A 17,689-nucleotide genomic window follows, 5' to 3' on the forward strand; every position below is an offset into this window, starting at 1 on the left:
GGCTGACCTGGGTCGCGAGCATGTTCGAGGCTCAGCTGCGCGACAACCGAGCCGCGGTAAGCAAGCTGCAAGCTTCGTTTTCCTAGCTTGGCAGTATGAGCCTCCACCTGATCAACCATCTCCTGGCCAGCTATGGCTACCTGGTGGTCTTCGCCTTCGTCGCGTTGGAGAGCGTCGGTCTGCCTTTGCCGGGCGAGACCGCCTTGATCGCGGCTGGCGTCTACGCCGGGACCACGCATCATCTCAACGTCGGCGTCGTCGCGCTGGTCGCGGCGGTCGCGGCCGTCCTCGGCGACAACGTCGGCTATCTGCTGGGGCGGCGTGGCGGCGCACGGCTCGTCGCGCGGTTCGGGCGGCGGGTCGGGTTGACGCCGGCGCGCCTGAAGGTGGGTCGCTACCTGTTTGCGCGACACGGCGGGAAGGTGGTGTTCTTCGGTCGCTTCGTCACCGTGCTGCGGACGTTTGCCGCGTTCTTCGCCGGGCTGAACGGGATGCGGCGGAGCCGCTTTGTTGTGGCTAACGCGGTCGGCGGTGTGCTGTGGGCCGGACTGTGTGCCTACGGCGCCTATGCGCTCGGAAACGCCGCGACGCAGGTCGGCACCTTCCTGCTGGTCGGCGGTATCGCGGTTACGGCGTCCGCCCTCGTCACGATGGCCGTCGCGGTGAAGCACTCGATGCGGCGGCTGGAGGAGCGGGCAGAGGCTGCGTTCCCCGGACCGGCACCGGCCCAGAGCCCGGTCGCGGTCAGGACGGAGCCCGTTTCATGACCACGCCGACGTCGAACGCAACCCGAACGCCAAACGGCGAAGCCCCCGGCACCGACCCCGGCACCGACCCCGGCGTAGCAGGCAACGCCCGCCTCAGCGCCGCGACCGGACTGATCCTGCTCGTCCTGTTCGCCGCCGAGATCGTCACCGATCTGCTCGGCGTCGCCAACGTCCTCACCGCACACGTCGTCATAGGCCTGATGCTCACCCCGCCGGTGCTGGTGAAGATGGGCTCGACCGGCTGGCGTATCGTCCGCTACTACCACGGCGACCACGCCTATGTCGAACGCGGCGCGCCGCGCCTGTTCCTGCGGATACTCGGCCCGATCCTGATCCTGCTGACCACGGTCCTGATCGGCAGCGGACTCCTCGCCTATCTCGCCCACGGCGGCCTTTACGATGTCGCGCTGAAGACCCACAAGGTCGTCTTCTACATCTGGCTGTTGGCTGTCATCGCGCACGTCGTCCCACACTTCGTGGAGGCCGTCAGCTGGGCGTTCGCCGACCTGTCCACCCGAGCGCGCGGCTCCGTCCCGGGGGCCGGAACCCGTCGCACGATACTGGTTGTGGCGCTCCTCGTCGGGGGCGTGGCCGGCGTGATCCTGTCCGGGCACGTCGGCGGGTACTTCCACACCCACCCGATTCGCCTGCATCTCTAGTGTCCGACCACCGTGAAAGCCTCCGGTAAGCAACCACCGGGCACAGTGCCGCGCATGACCACAATCACCCGAGCGTGTCTGCGGCACCGGCGCCTGGTGGTGCTGGCGTGGCTGGTCCTGACGGTCGCCGGCGCGATCACTGCCTCAAGCACCGTCGGCCGCCTCACCCACTCCTTCGCCACGCCCGGCACCGCCGGCTACGACACCAACGAGCAGCTGCTGAAGACGTTCGGCATCGACGGCGACGAGCAGCCGACCCTCGCGGTCCTGACCCTGCCGCCGGGCCAGAGCATGGACACCGCGGCCGGACAGGCGATCGCCGCCAAGACCTTCGCCGCCGCGACCAGCGCCGGGCATCTGGCCGTCGCCGACTACGCCGGCACCCACAACCCGAGCCTGATCGGCCCCGACCACCGCACCACCTGGGCCGTCTTCGACATGCCGAACCCTGACATCCCCTCCGGCCAAGGCGTGATGCAGGCCATCGAACCGGCCCTGCGCACCAGCGCCCCGCCCGGCGCGACCGTGCAGGTCACCGGATTCGAGCAGATCCAGAGCGTCGGCGGGTCCGCCGCCTCCGGCGGTCCCGGCGTCCTGGTCGAGACGCTGATCGGCGGTGTCGGGGCGCTGGCGGTGCTGCTTTTCGTCTACGGCTCCGCGATCGCGATCGTCCCGCTGCTGATCGCGGTGCCCGCGATCCTGACCGCCTTCCTGCTGATCCTCGGGCTGACCGGGCTGACCGATGTCAGCTTCCTGGTCCAATACCTGGTGGCGGTGATGGGGCTCGGAATCGTCGTCGACTATTCACTGCTGCTGGTCACCCGCTGGCGTGAGGAACGTGAGGCGGGCCGGGACAACGAGGACGCGATCCTCGCCGCCGCCCCGACTGCCGGACGCGCCGTGGTGCTGTCCGGGCTGACGGTCGCCGTCGGACTGTTGTCGCTGGTGTTGTTGCCGGTCCCGTTCCTGCGCAGCATCGGGCTTGGCGGCATGGTGATCCCGCTGGTGGCCATCTCCGCGGCGGTGACGCTGCTGCCAGCCATCCTGGCCGCCTGGGGTCCGGCACTGGACAAGCGCCGGCTGCGCAAGGGCTCGACGACCTTCTCGCGCGGCTGGGAACGCTGGTCCGCGCTCATCGTGCGGCGGCGCTGGATCGCCGGGTTCGCCGGGCTCGTGATCGTGATCGGGATGGCAGTCCCGGCGCTGTCCATGAACACCGGCCAGCCGCGAGCGGACTCCCTCGGCGGTACCGGCCAGCCGGCGCTGACGCTGCACGCGCTGGAAGCCACCGGGGTTCCGTCCGCGGTCACCTTCCCGATCCAGGTCCTGACACACGGCGGCCCGTCCGCGGCGAGTCAGGCTGCTGCGATAGCCGCACAGACGCCGGGCGTCTACACCGTCCTCGCGCCGGACACGCCCTCATTCCATCAGGGCTCCGACGCCTTCTTCAGCGTGATCCCGACCGACGAGGGCGGCACGTCCGCCGGCCAGGCCACCGTCACCCGGCTGCGCGCAGCGCTCGCGCACGTCCCCGGCGGGGTCCAGGTCGGCGGCAACACCGCACAGAACGCCGACTTCAACCACGCCGTCTACGGCAACTTCCCGCTGATGCTCGCAGCGATCGCGGTACTGACGTTTCTGTTGCTGGCCCGCGAGTTCCGCTCGGTGGTCCTCGCCGTGAAGGCGGTGCTGGTCAACCTGGTCTCGCTCGGCGCGTCCTTCGGCTTCCTGGTGCTGTTCTGGCAGCACGGCTGGGGATCCAGGGCCGTCTACGGCGTCGCGGCCACCGGCTCCATCCGCAACTGGGTCCCGATCATCGCCTTCGCGTTCCTGTTCGGCCTGTCGATGGACTACGAGGTCTTCATCCTGGCGCGCATGCGGGAGGAGTACGACCGGACCGGCTCCACGCGCGATGCCGTCGTGCAGGCCCTGGCCCGTACCGGACGCCTGGTCACCTGTGCCGCGGTCATCCTCGCCATCTCCTTCGCCTCGCTGTCCAGCGCCCCGGACGTGGTGGTCGAGATGATCGCCACGGGCCTCGGGTTCGGCATCCTCTTGGACGCGGTCGTGGTCCGCACGCTCCTGGTTCCGGCTCTCGTAGCGATCATGGGCCGGGCCAATTGGTGGATGCCGCACGGCCTCGCCCGGATCCTGCGCGTACCTGAAAACGATGACATCGGAGTAAGCGTTCTGAAAGCTCCGGCTTCCTACCGTTCGAGTGACCTGGAAGACACCTACCCGGACGCGTCCGGACGGAGGATCTGATGGAAAGACTCGCAGGCTGGGTGACCCGGCACCGACTCGTCGTCGGGCTGGCCTGGCTCGTCATCACCGTGGTCGGCGTGCTCGTCGCGCCGTCCCTGTCCGGTCGGCTGCAGTCCGGCTCCCACGTCAGCGGACCCGGCTACACCGCCAACACCGCCATCGCGGCGCACTACGGCGGCGCCGCGTCCGATCCCGGCGTGCTGATCCTGAACACCCCGTCCGGCCAGACCATTGACTCGCCGCGGGTCAAGCAGGACCTCGCGCGGATCGACAGCACCCTGGCACAGTCCGCGCCGGACCTCCGTGTGGTCTCCTACGCCGCAGACGGAGACAACGCACTGGTCGGCACCAACCGGACCAGCACGATCGTGCTGGCCTACCCGCCGAAGGCCGGCGACGACGTGGGCACGACGCAGATCGACCAGCTGACCGCCGCCGCCCGGCACGCCGCCCCCGACCTGTCCGTCAACGGCACCAGCTACCACGCGCTGGAGGCCGGCAACACGACCGGCGGCGGCAACTCCTCGGTTCTCAGCGAGCTGATCATCGGAGCCCTGGGCGCGCTGCTGGTCCTGGCCTGGGTGTTCGGCTCGTTCCTGGCGCTGCTGCCGCTGATGATGGCGTTCATCAGTGTCCTGACCATGCAGATCTTCATCTACGGCCTGACCTATGTGGTGCCGTCGTCCTCGCCGCTGAACCCGGCGGTGCAGTACATCGTCGCGCTCCTCGGTCTGGGCCTGTCGATCGACTACTCGCTGCTGGTGGTCACCCGCTGGCGGGAGGAGCGCACGCTGGGCAAAACGAACTCCGAGGCGGTGGCGGCCGCGGTCAAGCGCGCCGGACACAGCGTCTGGTTCAGCGGCGTGGTGGCCTCGCTCGGCCTGTTCGCGCTGATCGTCATCCCGAATTCGATGGTGCGCGGCATCGGCATCTCCGGGCTCTTCATCCCCTCGACCGCCGTGCTCGTCGCGCTGACCCTGCTGCCGGCCATCCTGTCCAAGATCGGGCCGGCGGTGGACTGGCCCAAGCGCGCCTCGCGCCGCAACCCGGCGAGCCGGTTCTGGACCGGTTGGTCGAAGTTCGTGATCAGGCACCGCGTGGCGTCCGCGGCCGTCGGCCTCGGCCTGCTCGGCACGCTGGCCGGGACCGCGGCCACGATCAACATCGCGCAGCCCACCACGCAGGCCATGGCCTCGGCCGGCACCTATACCGACGGGCTGCACACCCTGCAGGCCGACGGGTTCCCGTCCGGCACGCTGACCGCTGTCCCGGTCTACGTCCCGCACGCCGCCGACGCGCCGACCGTGGTCGATGCACTGAGCACGGTGTCCAGTCTGCACGGCGCGGCGCAGGCCACGGGACCCGCCTGGCGCGCCGCCGACGGCTCCGCGCTGGTCATCGCCATTCCGCAGACCGAGGTGGGCAGTTCCCACGGCGGCACGGCCCTGGCCGACATCCGCGCGGTGGCCGGGCACGGCGCGTTGGCCGGCGGCGACGGGGCGCAGAGCATCGACGAGACCAACGCCACCTACGGCTCGTTCCCGCTGCTGTTCGCGGTGGTCGCGACGGTGACGTTCCTGCTGCTGGCCCGGGGCATGCGCTCGATCGTGCTGCCGGCCAAGGCGGTGCTGCTGAACATGCTGTCGGTCGCCGCCACCTACGGCGTCCTGGTCCTGGTCTTCCAGCACGGCATCGGGATGCAGGCCCTGTGGGGGACCAGCAGCTACGGCGCCATCGACCAGCTGGCCCCGGTACTCATCTTCGGGTTCCTGTTCGGGGTGTCGATGGACTACGAGGTCTTCATCCTGGCAAGGGTCCGGGAGGGATATGACCGGACGAGGTCCACGCGCGAAGGCATCATCGAGGGCGTGTCCCGGACCGGGCGCCTGGTGACCTCGGCCGCGATCATCCTGTTCTTCGCGCTGGCCTCGCTGTCCACGGCCAACGACGTCACGGTCCGGGAGATCGCCGCCGGCCTGGCCGCCGGCGTGGTGCTGGACGCGGTCGTCGTCCGGATGCTGCTGCTGCCGGCCCTGGTCTCGCTGTTCGGGGACCTGAACTGGTGGCTGCCGGACCGGGCGCGCCGCGTCCTGCGGCTGGGGCCGCTGCCGGCCGCCGCGGTGCCCGGGCCGCGACAGCCCGCGCGCGAGGTGCTGACCGTGGGGGATGCTGAGTAGATGAGGGTGCTGGTGGTTGAGGATGAGCCGGATGTCGCCGAGGCCCTGACCTGGGGCTTGGAGGCGGAGGGCTACGTCGTGGACGTCGCGGACAACGGGATCGACGGGCTGTGGAAGGCCACGGAGCGCCCGCACGACGTGATCGTCCTGGACGTGATGCTGCCCGGGATGGACGGCTACCAGGTGTGCCGGACGCTGCGTGAGCGCGGCATCTGGACACCGGTGCTGATGCTCACCGCGCTGGACGAGGATCTCGACCACGCCGAGGGCCTGGACAGCGGCGCCGACGACTACCTGCCCAAGCCCTTCTCCTATCCGGTGCTGCTGGCCCACCTGCGCGCCCTGACCCGGCGCACGCTCGGCGCCAGGCCGGCGGTCCTCACGGCCGCCGGCCTGGCGCTGGATCCGGCGGCGCGGACGGTGACGCGGGACGGCGTGCCGCTGGAGCTGAGCGCTCGGGAGGTCGCTGTGCTGGAGTACCTGCTGCGGTCGGTCGGCCGGGTGGTATCCAAGACCGAGCTGCTGGAGCACTGCTGGGACGTGCACTACGACGGGGACCCGGCGGTGGTCGAGGTGTTGATGCACCGGCTGCGGCGCAAGATCGACACCGCGGGGGCGGCTTCCGGGGCGGTCGTCGAGACGGTCCGGGGCCAGGGGTACGTCATCCGGGAGCGGCCGTGACGGCGCCGCGCCTGGCCCGCCGCCTGCGTCCCGGCACCGTCCGCGCCCGCGTCACCATCGTGGCCGGACTGGCGCTGACCGCGGCGGTGACGCTCGGCATCGTGGTGATGTACCTGCTCCAGGTCGACTCCGCGCGCCGTACCGTCGACAGCCAACTGCACACCTACGCCACGCAGATCGAACAGTCGGCGTCCACCGCCGGCACCTTTCCGAACCCGCTGCCGGCTTCGTCCCTCGACGCGTCCGCCGAGGCCCAAGTGCTGGCCGATGACGGCAGCGTCCTCGCGGCGACCCGGACCCTCACCGGGCTGCCCGCCGTCTACAGCCTGCCGCCGGGATCCGACACGCCGGTGCGGCAGAAGGCCGCCGATGGTGTCGTCGCCGGCGAGGTCGCCACCTACGGCGAACATCTCACGGTCGGCGGCCGGCCGGTCTCGATCGTCACCACCTCGCCGACCACGACCCGCAGTCAGATCAACGAGACCTTCGCCCGGCTGCTGCTGATCGGGCTGCCGGCGCTGCTGGTCCTCGCCGGCGGCACGATTTGGCTGGTGGTCGGCCGGGCGCTGCGCCCGGTCGAGCAGATCCGGCGCACCGTCACCGACATCACCGACATCTCCGCGGCCGACCTGACCCGGCGCGTTCCGGAACCCGGTACCGACGACGAGGTGGGCCGCCTGGCCGAGACCATGAACGCGATGCTGGCCCGGCTGGACGACGCCGCGGCCCGGCAGCGTCGCTTCGTCGCCGACGCCAGCCACGAACTGCGCAGCCCGCTGACGGCCATCCGTACCGGCCTGGAGGTCGGCCTGGCGCACCCGGAACAGGCGCCGTGGCCGACGATCGCCGAACGCGCCGTCAGGCAGGCGGCGCGACTCGAGGAGCTGATCAGCGAACTGCTTCAGCTGGCGCGCGTGGACGCCGGCAAGGCCGCCGCCCGGCGCCGGCGGGTGTCGCTCGCCGAGCTGCTGACCGAGGTCGAAGCGGGCACCACGTCGAGCGGACCGGTCCGCATGGAACTCGACATCCCCGCGGACCTCGCCGTCGCCGGCGACGCGGCCGAGCTGTCACGGGTGTTCCGCAACGTCATCGACAACGCGCTGCGCCATGCGCGGACAACGGTCCGCGTCACCGCCCGCGGGCACGGCGACACGGTACGCGTGACCGTCGGCGACGACGGCCCCGGTATCCCCGCCGAGGAGCGGGAGCGGGTCTTCGACCGCTTCGTCCGCCTCGACGCCGGCCGTACCCACGGCGCTGGCTCGACTGGCTTGGGCCTGGCCATCGCCAAGGCGATCGTCGTCGCGCACGAGGGGTCGATCGGCATCGACACCGCGCCGGAAGGCGGGGCGCTGGTCTTCATCACGCTCCGGGGCTTCGGCGAGACGGCGATTCTTCGCTGAACCCCCGGACGAGATTCTCGGCACACACCCCTGCGGGCCGCCGACGTCTGTCTCACTGGCCGTCCCGCCATTGCTCCAGCTGCTCGTCGATTTCTGCGACCTGCGCAGCGGCGTCCACCGCCAGGAACCGCGCCCGGGCTGTGTGAAGCATCGACGTGGCTTCGTCGGGGCGGCCCCGTCGGTGCAGCACGCCCGCGAGTCGCACCTCGGTGCCGGCCTGCTGGAACGGGAGGTCGAGGCGGTCGACGTCGGCAAGTGCGTTCCGGTAGAAGTCCTCGGCCAGGGCGTCGTCGCCGACTGCCGTGTATGACCAGGCCAGGTGCCTTGCACCGGAGAACAGTGCGATGTCGGCGACCAGTTGTCGTGCCGCGGTGGTCTGCGGGACGCGGGCCATTTCCAGGGCCTCGTGAAGCTTTTCGATGGCCTCGTGCGGCCGTTCCAGCTGTGTCAGGGCAAAGGCCACCGTCTGGAGCGCCTGTAAATGGGCCACGAAGTCCCCCGCTTGCGCGAACAACCGTTCCGCGTCCTGAGCGTGGGGCAGCGCCGCGGCGGGGTCCGAGTAGAGCAACGCAGCAGCCGCATAGTTGAACCCCCAGGCCTTCTGCTGGATATCTCCGGCCTGTTCGGCGATCCGGACCGCGCGCAGAGCGGTCTCGTGCGCCTGCTTGTTCTCGCCACGCGCCGCCAGAGCCCAGGACACGTAGTTCAGCTGCGTCGCCTGCGCCACGGCGTCGCCCATCCGCTCCGCCGCCGAGGCAGCCAGGCTGAACAGCTCGAACCAGTGCGCCCAGGCGAGCCAGTGGTCTGAGAACCAGTGCAGGGCTTCGGCGGTGTCGACGACCTGACGATCCCAGCCGTGCGCCGCGGCGATCCGCACCGCGCCGAGCCAGTTGTCAGCCTCGGCCTGTAGCCACGCTGTGGCGGCCTCGGACGTCGACAGGTCGACCGGCAGCCCCCAGTCCTGGGGCGCGGCGCCGTAGTCGGGCTCGAACCAGCGGCCGGCCGTCACGGTCACCTCCACCAGCCACTCGACCATCGCCTTGGTCGAAGCCTCCCGCTGCGCCTCATCCTCCTCGGCTGCCAGGCGATCGCCGGCGAACAGCCGGATCAGGTCGTGGAAGCCGTAGCGGATGTCGCCGACCTGGGATAGCAGACCCAGCTCGTGGAGCTCGTCCAACAACTCCTCGGTCTCCTCCACGGAGGCACCGATCAGCACCGAGGCCAAAGGAGGGGCGAAGTCGGGACCGGGCACCAATGCCAGCCGGCGGCACAGCCGCTGCGCGGCCGGGCTCAAGTGGTCGTACGACATGCCGAACGCCGCCGTGATCTGCAGATCTCCGGCGTGGATCCGCTCCAGCCGCCGCTCGGAATCGGCCAGCCGGTCGGCCAGTTGCCGAGCGGTCCAGCCCGGCCTGGTGGCCAGCCGGTTGCCGATGATGCGCAGGGCCAGCGGCAGCCCGCCGCACAACGCGGCCAGCTCGGCGAGCCCCTCACTGCGGTTCCCATCGGCGCCGCCGATGATCGAACGCAGCAACCCGACGGCCGACCCGGAGTCCAGAACCGGAACCGGCAGCCGCGCAACCCCTTCCAGCCCGGTCAGCAGCCTGCGACTGGCTACCAGTGCCAGCCCCGGTCCGGCACCGGGCAGCAGCGGCCGCACCTGCTCCTCGTCCCGGGCGTTGTCCAGGACGACGACCGCGGGCCGTTCTTCCAACAGCGCACGGAACTGCCCCGACCGGCCGTCCACGTCATCAGGCATGTCGCGGTTCCCGACGCCAAGGGCCTTCAGCAGGCGGAACAACGCGGTCACCGGGTCCAGCGGCTCGTCGTCCAACCCGCGCAGGTCCAGGTAGAACAAAGCGAACCCTTTGTCGTCCGCCAGCCGCCGCCCGGCCTCGACCGCGAGCGTCGTCTTGCCGATGCCGCCTGGACCGGACAGCACAACGACCGAGGCCGCGTGCCCCTGACCTGCGGCCAGCGCCGCGAGCCGGACCAGTTCGTCCTCGCGTCCCGCGAAGTCGGCGACCGGCCGGGGCGGCGCGCACCATCCGGCCGGCGCCGTGACCGGGCGCGGGCGCCCGACTTCCGCCAGCCGTTCCAGCGCTTCCCGATCGGCCTCGTCCAGGTTCAGGCCGTCGGCGAGCGCCATCACCGTCCGCCGCTGCGGTCCCAGGCTGTGCCCGCGCTCCAGCCCGCCGATCGTCCGCGCGCTGACCCCTGACGCGTCCGCCAACGCCTCCAACGTCAGACGCGCACGCTGGCGGAGACGGCGCAGCTCAGCGGCGAACGTAGTCTGCGATGCCTGTCCGCTAGCGTCCATCGGTGACCAACTCTGCTCTCGAGGCCATGATCGATGGGCTCACCGTAGCGGAGGTGGCGCGATCAATGAGCGCCGATTCAGTGCGGGCTGGGCGGTCGGTCCCGCGACGCCGACCGCGCGTATGCGTTCCCAGCCAACAGCCTGTGCTCTCTCAAGCATCATCGATGTCTCTTCCGCCCCTACGTTCGAAGCCGGCCCGACAAGCGGGCTGCTCAACACCCCTTTTGCTGAAGGAGACTTCCGATGCCCACGCGTCGATTCCGGCGGACCGCCATCACCGCTACCGCCGTGCTGGCTCTCGGCTCTGCTGTGACGGCCAGCGCCGTCGCGGCGAGTCCGAGCGGTCAGAACAAGGTGGTCCTGGAGCCTGCTGCTCAGGCTTTCGCCGATACCGCGGCCAAGAATCCGCCGATCTACACCCTGTCCTATGCGGATGCCCGCAAGGCACTGGACAGCGCCCAGGCCGGCCCGGTCTCCGTGCTCCCGGCCGATGTCTCGCATCGCACGCTGCCGGTGGGCCCCACGGGGTCGGTGACGGTTGAGATCGTTCGTCCCGCCGGTGCGACCGGCAAGCTGCCGGTCGTCATGTACGTCCACGGCGGCGGGTGGGTACTCGGAGACGAGTCGACGCACGACCGCCTGGTCCGCCAGATCGCCAACGGCGCGCACTCCGAGGTGGTCTTCGTCGACTACACCCCGTCGCCCGAGGCCCGCTTCCCGATCGCGATCGAGCAGATCTACGCGGCGACCCAGTGGGTCGCCCAGCACGGCAGCGAGATCAACGCCGACAGCTCCCGGATCGCCATAGCCGGTGACAGCGTCGGCGGCGACATGTCGGCGGCTATCACCCTCATGGCCAAGGAGCGCGGTGGTCCCCACTTGGCCGGGCAGGCGCTGTTCTATCCCGTGGTGGATGCGAACTTCAACACCGCGTCCTACAAGGAGTTCGCCCAGGGCCCTTGGCTGACCCGCAAGTCGATGGAGTGGTTCTGGAACGCCTACGAGCCGAACGTGGCCGCCCGCGACAACATCCTCGCCTCGCCGTTGCTCGCCAGCACCGACCAGCTCTCCGGTCTGCCGAAGGCACTGGTCATCACCGATGAGGCGGACGTTCTGCGCGACGGGGGCGAGGCCTACGCCGCCAAGCTCCGCGCGGCCGGCGACAACGTTACCGCCGTGCGCTACGAGGGCGTCTTCCACGACTTCATGATGCTGAACGCCCTGTCCACCACCAACGCGGACCAGGCCGCGGTAGCCCAGGCGGACAGCTTCCTGTCCGGCGTCCTGCACACCGGATCCTGATCCGTCCCACCATCGACACCCCCCCGCCGCTGCGTCGTGCGAACCGCCAGACTCGCCGCGGTGGCGGAGTGATTGTCCCCGGCGTGACTTCATGCGGAACGCACTGAGCAGTCGAGCGACTGATGCGTCGGGGCCTGCGCAAAGGGATCCTGGAACCCCGCCGATGTTCGGCCGGAGCCGGCGGATCATCGACCAGGGGAGCGTGCAGTGTCCGAGACCGAGTCGGTGCTGGAGCCGGCTGCGCAGGCCTTCGTCGACGCGGCCGGCGAACCGCCGCTCATCCATCAGTTGGGCCCGGAGAAGGGGCGCCTGGTCCTCGACTTCCTCCAGGACGGAGACCTTCCCGTCCCGGCCGCCGACGTCGAGGACCTGGTCGTACCCGGCGGTCCTTCCGGTGCCGTCACTCTCCGGATCTTCAGGCCGGTGGGAAGTGGCGGTCCGCTTCCCGTCGTCCTGTACATCCACGGCGCGGGCTGGGTGTTCGGCAACGCCCGCACCCACAACCGGCTGGTCCGCGAGCTGGCCGTCCGAGCCCGGGCCGCGACGGTGTTCGTCGACTACAGCCTGTCGCCGGAGGCGAAATATCCCGTCGCGATCGAGGAGATCTACGCGGCACTCCTGTGGCTGGCCGAGCACGGCGCCGCGCACGGCCTGGACGGCCGGCGCATCGCGGTGGCCGGGGACTGCGTCGGCGGCACCATGGCCGCGGCGATCACGATGCTCGCCAAGCGGCGCGGCGGTCCGGTCCTGGCCGGGCAGTCGCTGTTCTACCCGGTGACCGACGCCGCCTTCGACACCGACTCCTACGACAGGTTCGCGGAGGGCTACTTCCTTACCCGCGAACGCATGCGCTGGTTCTGGGATCAGTACACCACCGACCCCGCCGAGCGGGTCAACGTCACCGCCGCACCGTTGCGCGCGACCCCGGAGGAACTGGCCGGATTGCCACCGGCTCTCGTCATCGTGGCCGAGGCCGACGTCGTCCGCGACGAAGGCGAGGCCTATGCTGCCGCACTGCGCGCCGCAGGAGTGCCCACGACGGCGGTGCGCTACGACGGCGTCATCCACGACTTCATGGTTCTGGACGCGATGCGCGGCACCCAGGCCGCCATGGCGGCCACTCGCCAGGCCGCGGACTTCCTCCGCGAGGTGCTTCACCCATGAAGATGCCGATGATCGGTCGCGAAGCGGAGGCAGATCGGATCCTGAAGGTGGTCGACGCCGGCCGGGACGCCTCGCGGACTCTCCTGGTGCTCGGTGAGGCCGGCGCGGGCAAGACGACATTGTTGACCGTCGCCGCCGAGCGTGCGTCGGGGATCGGAACGAAGGTCCTGACATCCCAGGGCTGTGAAGGCGAGACGGAGCTGTCCTTCGCTTCCTTGCGCCAACTGCTGCGTCCGCTCCTGCCCGGCATCGTCGAGTTGCCCGGGCACCTGCGTAAAGCGCTGGAGACGGCGTTCGGCTCGGTCGCCGCCACAGAGCCGGCCGACCCGATGCATCTGCGGGTCGCCGTCCTGACGGTGCTCGCCGAGGTGTCACGGCGTCGGCCGCTGCTGCTGATCGTGGACGATGTGCAGCTGTTCGACCGCGATTCCCGCGACGTCCTGGGCTTCGCAGTGCGGCGGCTCACCGTCGAGCCGGTGACGATGCTGTTCGCCGCGCGTGGTCTGACGCCGCCGGAGGGCTTCGTGCCGGGGCTTCCGATCCTGGCCATGGGGCCGCTGACCGGCCAGGCATCGGTTCGGCTGATGGACGCCCAGCCCCAGGCCCCGGCTGGCCGCGCCCGGATGGATGTGCTCGAGCAGGCGGAAGGCAATCCTCTGGCCATCATCGAGCTGTGCCGCTCGGCGTTCGGGGACGCCTCACAGGGGACGCCGGTAAGCGGGCCGCCCCGAAGCCTGCGTATCCAGGAGATGTTCGCCTCCCGGCTCCGCGCCCTGCCGGAGGCCACCCAACGGCTGGTCCTGTACGCGGCTGCGTCCTCGGGCTACACGGATCTGGCGACCGTCATGGCGGCTGCGGCGGCGGGCTGCGATCTGGCGGGATGGGAGCCCGCGGAGGAAGCCGCACTGATAGCCATCGTCGACGGCCAGGTCGGGTTTCAGCACCCCCTGGTCCGCGCCGCCTCCTACCAGGGGTCCACCGCCCGTGCCCGGCGCCAGGCGCACGCCGATCTGGCCGCGGTGCTCGCCGACGATCCCGCGCGCCGGGCCTGGCACCTGGCGGCAGCGTGCGTCGACCCCGACGAGACGGTGGCCGCGGCTCTGGAGGAGACGGCAGAACTGGCCGGGACACGCGGCGGCCTGTTCGCGGCTGCGCGCGCCTGGGAACGGGCCGCCGAGTGCAGTCCCGATCCGGAAGACAAGGCGCGCCGGTATGCCGAGGCGGTCCGGGCCGCGATCAACGCGGGGGACCCCTCTTGGGTCGTCGAGCTGTACGCCAAGGTCACGGCCTTGACGCGGGATCGGGATGTACTGAGCGCGGCGGCCTGTGGCGCGGCCCGGGCGTTGTCCTTCTTCGGCCGTCAGCGGGAGGCCTTCCAGATCGTGATGGACGCGGCCGACCCGCCGCCCAACGACGGCAGGACCCTGCTCACCCTGACCGCCGTGCTGAACACCCTCGGCGTCCATTCGGGGCTGCCCGAGATCCGTCGTCCAGTCGCATCCCTCCTCGATCGGGTGGTGATCGAGGATGTCGAGACGTCCCATACGCCGCTGGTGCCCGTCGAGGCTGTCGACGCCATCCGGGCGGGTGTGCTGGCCGGGATCGATCCGGTCGCCAACGCCCCCGCGATGCTCAGCCGGACCCGGCAGCCCTCCCTGCTGGACCCGCTGCCCGGCCCGGGTGAGGCGGAGCGGCTCCAAGTCCTCGGAGCCGTCGCGTTCTGGGCCGACGAGTCAGACCTTTGCCTCGATGCCTTCCGGAAGATGTCGGTGCTGCTGCGCGGGCAGGGGGCCATGGGAAACGGGGCGAACTCGTTTCCCGCGATGGCCGCGACGCTGATCGATACCGGCCGGTGGGCCGAGGCCGACGAGTTGCTGGCCGAGGCGTGGGAACTCGCTGTCGTCCACAAGCTGGTGCGCGTCGAGGTCGCTGTCGACGCTTTGCGGGTGACCCTGCGTGGGCTGCGCGGCTCCAGCACCGAGTCCGTTCGCTCCGGTGCCGGGGTTCCCCCGCCGGAATTGTCGTGGACGGCCGTCGATCTGGAGGAGAACCGGGCCGCGCATGTCTGGCTGTTGCGGGCGGCCGCCACCGCCGCGACGGCCGCCGGTGATTTCGAGGGCGCTTACCGGCATCTCCGGCGGCTGTTCGGCGACGACGGGGCACCGCTGCACTACTTCCACTCGCCGAGGTTGGTCGCCGATCTCGCAGCCGCCGCCTTCCGCGCTGGCCGCCGGCAGGAGGCTGCGACAGTCGTGGCGGCGGTTCGCGAGGCGGCGGGGCCGGAGCCGACGACCCGGATGACGCTGCTGCTGCACCATGCTGAAGCTCTGGTCGGTGCGGACAAGGATGCCGAGCAGCACTTCCGCCTGGCCGTGGTGAATCCCGCTGCTGAGCAGTGGCCTTTCGCGCGTGCCCTGGCCCGGTTCCACTATGCGCAGTGGTTGCGCCGGCATCGTCATCCTTCGGAATCCCGAGCTCTGTTGACGGCGGCGTGGGAGTCGTTCAGCCGGCTCGGTGCGGAGGGCATGGCCGGGCAGGCGCGTGCTGAACTGCGGGCCAGTGGTGTCGCCATGACGGCGACTACGCTTGATCCACTCTCCACGCTGACCGCCCACGAGGAGAAGATCGTCAGGATGGCGGCCCGCGGGCTGAGCAATCGGGAGATCGCCGAGCGATTCGTGGTGTCGCCCCGGACGATCGGCGCGCACCTCTATCGCGTGTACCCGAAACTCGGGGTCAGCAGCCGGCACCAGCTGCGCGACTTCTTCAACGATCTGTGAGACGAGGGACATGAAAGACGAAACGGCTGCGACTGGCGGCGGTCGCGACCGCGGAACCGCCGTCGTCCTCGATCCGGCGATCCAGCGGTTCGTCGATGCTTCGGCTGCGCCGCCGTACCTGCATCAGCTCGGCCCGCTCGACGGTCGGCAGGCGCTGTCGGAGGCTCAGGGCCGAACCCTGGAGGACTACGGCCTGGATGTGGAATTCCTGGTGGCGCCCGTGGGACCGTCGGGGCTCGTGGGCTTCTGGACGTTTCGCCCCTCCGGCCAGTCCGGCCCGCTCCCGGTGGTCGTCTACGTCCACGGCGGCCGGTGGATGCTGGGCGACGCCCAGACCCATGAGCGCATGATCAGTGAGCTGACGGTAGCCAGCGGCGCGGTGTTCGTCGTCCCCGAATACAGCCGCACGCCCGAGGCGCGCTATCCGGTCGCCTTGGAAGAGTGCTACTCGCTGCTGACCTGGGTCGTCCAGAACGCCACCGCGCTGCGTCTGAACGGCCGGCGCCTCGCGGTGGCCGGCGATTGCGCCGGAGCGACCTTGGCCACGGCCGTGACCATGGCGGCCAGACAACGGGGCGGTCCTCGTATACGCGCGCAACTGCTGTACTACCCGATGACCGACCCGAGCGCGCAGACCGCTTCACGCGCTGAGTTCGCCTCCGGCTACTTGCTCACTCGCGAAGCCCTGGAGGGGTACTGGCAGCAGTACACCGACGACGAGCGGGAACTCGCCGAACCCACTGCCGCACCGCTGCGGGCGACATCGGCGGATCTGGCAGGACTGCCGACGGCCATGGTCGTCTCGGCGGAGGCGGACGTCGTCCGCGACGAGGCTGAGCAGTACGCGCGCCGGCTCCGGAAGGCTGGTGTCGCCGTCACAGCCATCCGGTACCTGGGGACCGTCCACGATTTCGTCTCGCTCAACGCGATCCGCGACAGCCCGCCCGCGCGGGCCGCGATCCGCCAGGGCGGCAGCTTCCTCGAACACGCTCTGGCGGATCTGCGCTGATGTGGGGAGCGGTGAGCGGATCAGGACCCGCCGGTCAGCCGGTGAAGGCGAACGGTGACCGGGCTCGCGATCACGTCTCCTTCCCCGACGGGCCGGACGATCCCGTCCATCAGGAGGCTTCCTCTACTTGCTTCTGAAGGGGTGTCGTTCGTTCAGCCCTATTCACAGGGCCCTGCCAGCCGCTATCGGCTGGCAGGGCCCTGTCGGTGCGGCACGCCGAGCGCGGGGACCGCCTCAGCGGGCCGTCTCCTAGCCCTTGATGAAGGCGAGCAGGTCGGCCTCGAACGCCTTGCGGTACTCACCCTGCAGGCCGTGCGAACCGCCCGCGTAGATCTTGAGGGTGGCGTCCTTGACGATCTCTGCGGTCTTCAACGCGGCGTCGGTGTAGGGCACGATCTGGTCGTCCTCGCCGTGCGCCACCAGCGTGGGCACGTCGATGCGCTCCAGGTCGGCGGTGAAGTCGGTCTCCGAGAACTGCTTGATGCAGTCGTAGGCGCCCTTCAGTCCGCACTGCATGCCCCAGGCCTGGAACGAGTCCACCATGCCCTGCGAACGCGCCGCGTCCGGACGGTTGAAGCCGTAGAAGGGCTCCGCGAGGTCCTTGAAGAACTGCGACCGGTCGGCCAGCACGCCGGCCCGGATGCCGTCGAACACGTCGATCGGCAGGCCATCGGGGTTGGCGTCGGTCTTGACCATGATCGGCGGCACGGCGCCGAGCAGGACGGCCTTGGCCACCCGCGAGGAGCCGTGGCGGCCGATGTACCGGGCGACTTCGCCGCCGCCGGTGGAGTGCCCGACGTGGATGGCGTCGGTCAGGTCCAGGGTCTGGACCAGCTGTGCCAGGTCGTCGGCGTAGGTGTCCATGTCGTTGCCGGTCCACGGCTGGTCCGAGCGGCCGTGGCCGCGCCGGTCGTGGGCGATGGCGCGGAAACCGGCGTCGGCGACCAGCTTCATCTGCTCGTCCCAGACATCGGCGTTCAGCGGCCAGCCGTGGCTGAAGACCACCGGCTGCCCGCTGCCCCAGTCCTTGTAGAAGATCTTCGTGCCGTCGGTGGTGGTGATGAAACTCATCGTGTGCTTCCTTAGAACGTGGGTGATCGGCGTCGATTTCGATCATGTCGGTCCGGGCCCGGCCGGCGAATCTGCCAAACTGCTGCAGTCA

12 protein-coding genes are annotated in these 17,689 nt (G+C 70.3%); 10 read left to right on the forward strand and 2 right to left on the reverse strand.

Annotation, left to right across the window (positions count from 1 at the left end; genetic code table 11):
* The first annotated feature begins 95 nt into the window (after nucleotides 1-95).
* The 6 genes from ABH926_RS43530 to ABH926_RS43555 are packed head-to-tail and all read left to right on the forward strand — an operon-like array spanning nucleotide 96 to nucleotide 7,952.
* Nucleotides 96-767, forward strand: coding sequence for a DedA family protein (locus tag ABH926_RS43530; RefSeq protein ID WP_370372545.1), 672 nt, complete (start codon nucleotides 96-98; stop codon nucleotides 765-767).
* Nucleotides 764-1,426 carry a hypothetical protein gene (locus ABH926_RS43535; RefSeq protein WP_370372547.1) on the forward strand — a complete coding sequence of 221 codons (663 nt, stop codon included), beginning with the start codon at nucleotides 764-766 and terminating at the stop codon, nucleotides 1,424-1,426. Before ABH926_RS43530 ends, ABH926_RS43535 begins: the two co-directional genes overlap by 4 nt.
* A gap of 54 nt (nucleotides 1,427-1,480) precedes the next feature.
* Nucleotides 1,481-3,691, forward strand: coding sequence for an MMPL family transporter (locus ABH926_RS43540; protein ID WP_370372549.1), 2,211 nt, complete (start codon nucleotides 1,481-1,483; stop codon nucleotides 3,689-3,691).
* The gene (locus ABH926_RS43545) at nucleotides 3,691-5,868 is read left to right on the forward strand and encodes an MMPL family transporter (RefSeq protein WP_370372551.1); all 2,178 of its coding nucleotides are present in this window, start codon (nucleotides 3,691-3,693) and stop codon (nucleotides 5,866-5,868) included. The genes ABH926_RS43540 and ABH926_RS43545 overlap by 1 nt, the downstream gene beginning before the upstream one ends.
* The gene (locus ABH926_RS43550) at nucleotides 5,869-6,549 is read left to right on the forward strand and encodes a response regulator transcription factor (RefSeq protein WP_370372553.1); all 681 of its coding nucleotides are present in this window, start codon (nucleotides 5,869-5,871) and stop codon (nucleotides 6,547-6,549) included.
* Nucleotides 6,546-7,952 (forward strand): sensor histidine kinase, encoded by a 1,407-nt coding sequence (locus tag ABH926_RS43555; RefSeq protein ID WP_370372555.1) that lies wholly within the window; start codon nucleotides 6,546-6,548, stop codon nucleotides 7,950-7,952. The genes ABH926_RS43550 and ABH926_RS43555 overlap by 4 nt, the downstream gene beginning before the upstream one ends.
* Before the next feature lie 52 nt (nucleotides 7,953-8,004).
* Here the strand turns inward: ABH926_RS43555 and ABH926_RS43560 are convergent, their stop codons facing one another.
* Entirely contained in the window at nucleotides 8,005-10,272 is a 2,268-nt protein-coding gene (locus tag ABH926_RS43560) for a helix-turn-helix domain-containing protein (protein WP_370372557.1), read from the reverse strand.
* Nucleotides 10,273-10,515: 243 nt separating this feature from the next.
* On the opposite strand from ABH926_RS43560, the gene ABH926_RS43565 reads away from it, so the two are divergent.
* The 4 genes from ABH926_RS43565 (at nucleotide 10,516) to ABH926_RS43580 (ending at nucleotide 16,527) form a co-directional block, all read left to right on the forward strand.
* A complete protein-coding gene (locus tag ABH926_RS43565; protein WP_370372559.1) occupies nucleotides 10,516-11,574 on the forward strand; it encodes an alpha/beta hydrolase in 1,059 nt (352 codons plus the stop codon).
* A 207-nt stretch (nucleotides 11,575-11,781) separates the two neighbouring features.
* Nucleotides 11,782-12,738 carry an alpha/beta hydrolase gene (locus tag ABH926_RS43570; protein WP_370372561.1) on the forward strand — a complete coding sequence of 319 codons (957 nt, stop codon included), beginning with the start codon at nucleotides 11,782-11,784 and terminating at the stop codon, nucleotides 12,736-12,738.
* Nucleotides 12,735-15,518: an AAA family ATPase gene (locus tag ABH926_RS43575; protein WP_370372563.1), complete on the forward strand. Its 2,784-nt coding sequence runs from the start codon at nucleotides 12,735-12,737 to the stop codon at nucleotides 15,516-15,518. The genes ABH926_RS43570 and ABH926_RS43575 overlap by 4 nt, the downstream gene beginning before the upstream one ends.
* Before the next feature lie 10 nt (nucleotides 15,519-15,528).
* On the forward strand, nucleotides 15,529-16,527 hold the full coding sequence (locus ABH926_RS43580; RefSeq protein WP_370372565.1) for an alpha/beta hydrolase: 999 nt from the start codon (nucleotides 15,529-15,531) through the stop codon (nucleotides 16,525-16,527).
* Between the two features lie 249 nt (nucleotides 16,528-16,776).
* Here the strand turns inward: ABH926_RS43580 and ABH926_RS43585 are convergent, their stop codons facing one another.
* A complete protein-coding gene (locus ABH926_RS43585) occupies nucleotides 16,777-17,598 on the reverse strand; it encodes an alpha/beta fold hydrolase (protein WP_370372567.1) in 822 nt (273 codons plus the stop codon).
* Nucleotides 17,599-17,689: the final 91 nt, after the last annotated feature.

The organism is Catenulispora sp. GP43 (assembly GCF_041260665.1).
In the GTDB taxonomy this organism is placed as follows: Bacteria; Actinomycetota; Actinomycetes; order Streptomycetales; family Catenulisporaceae; genus Catenulispora.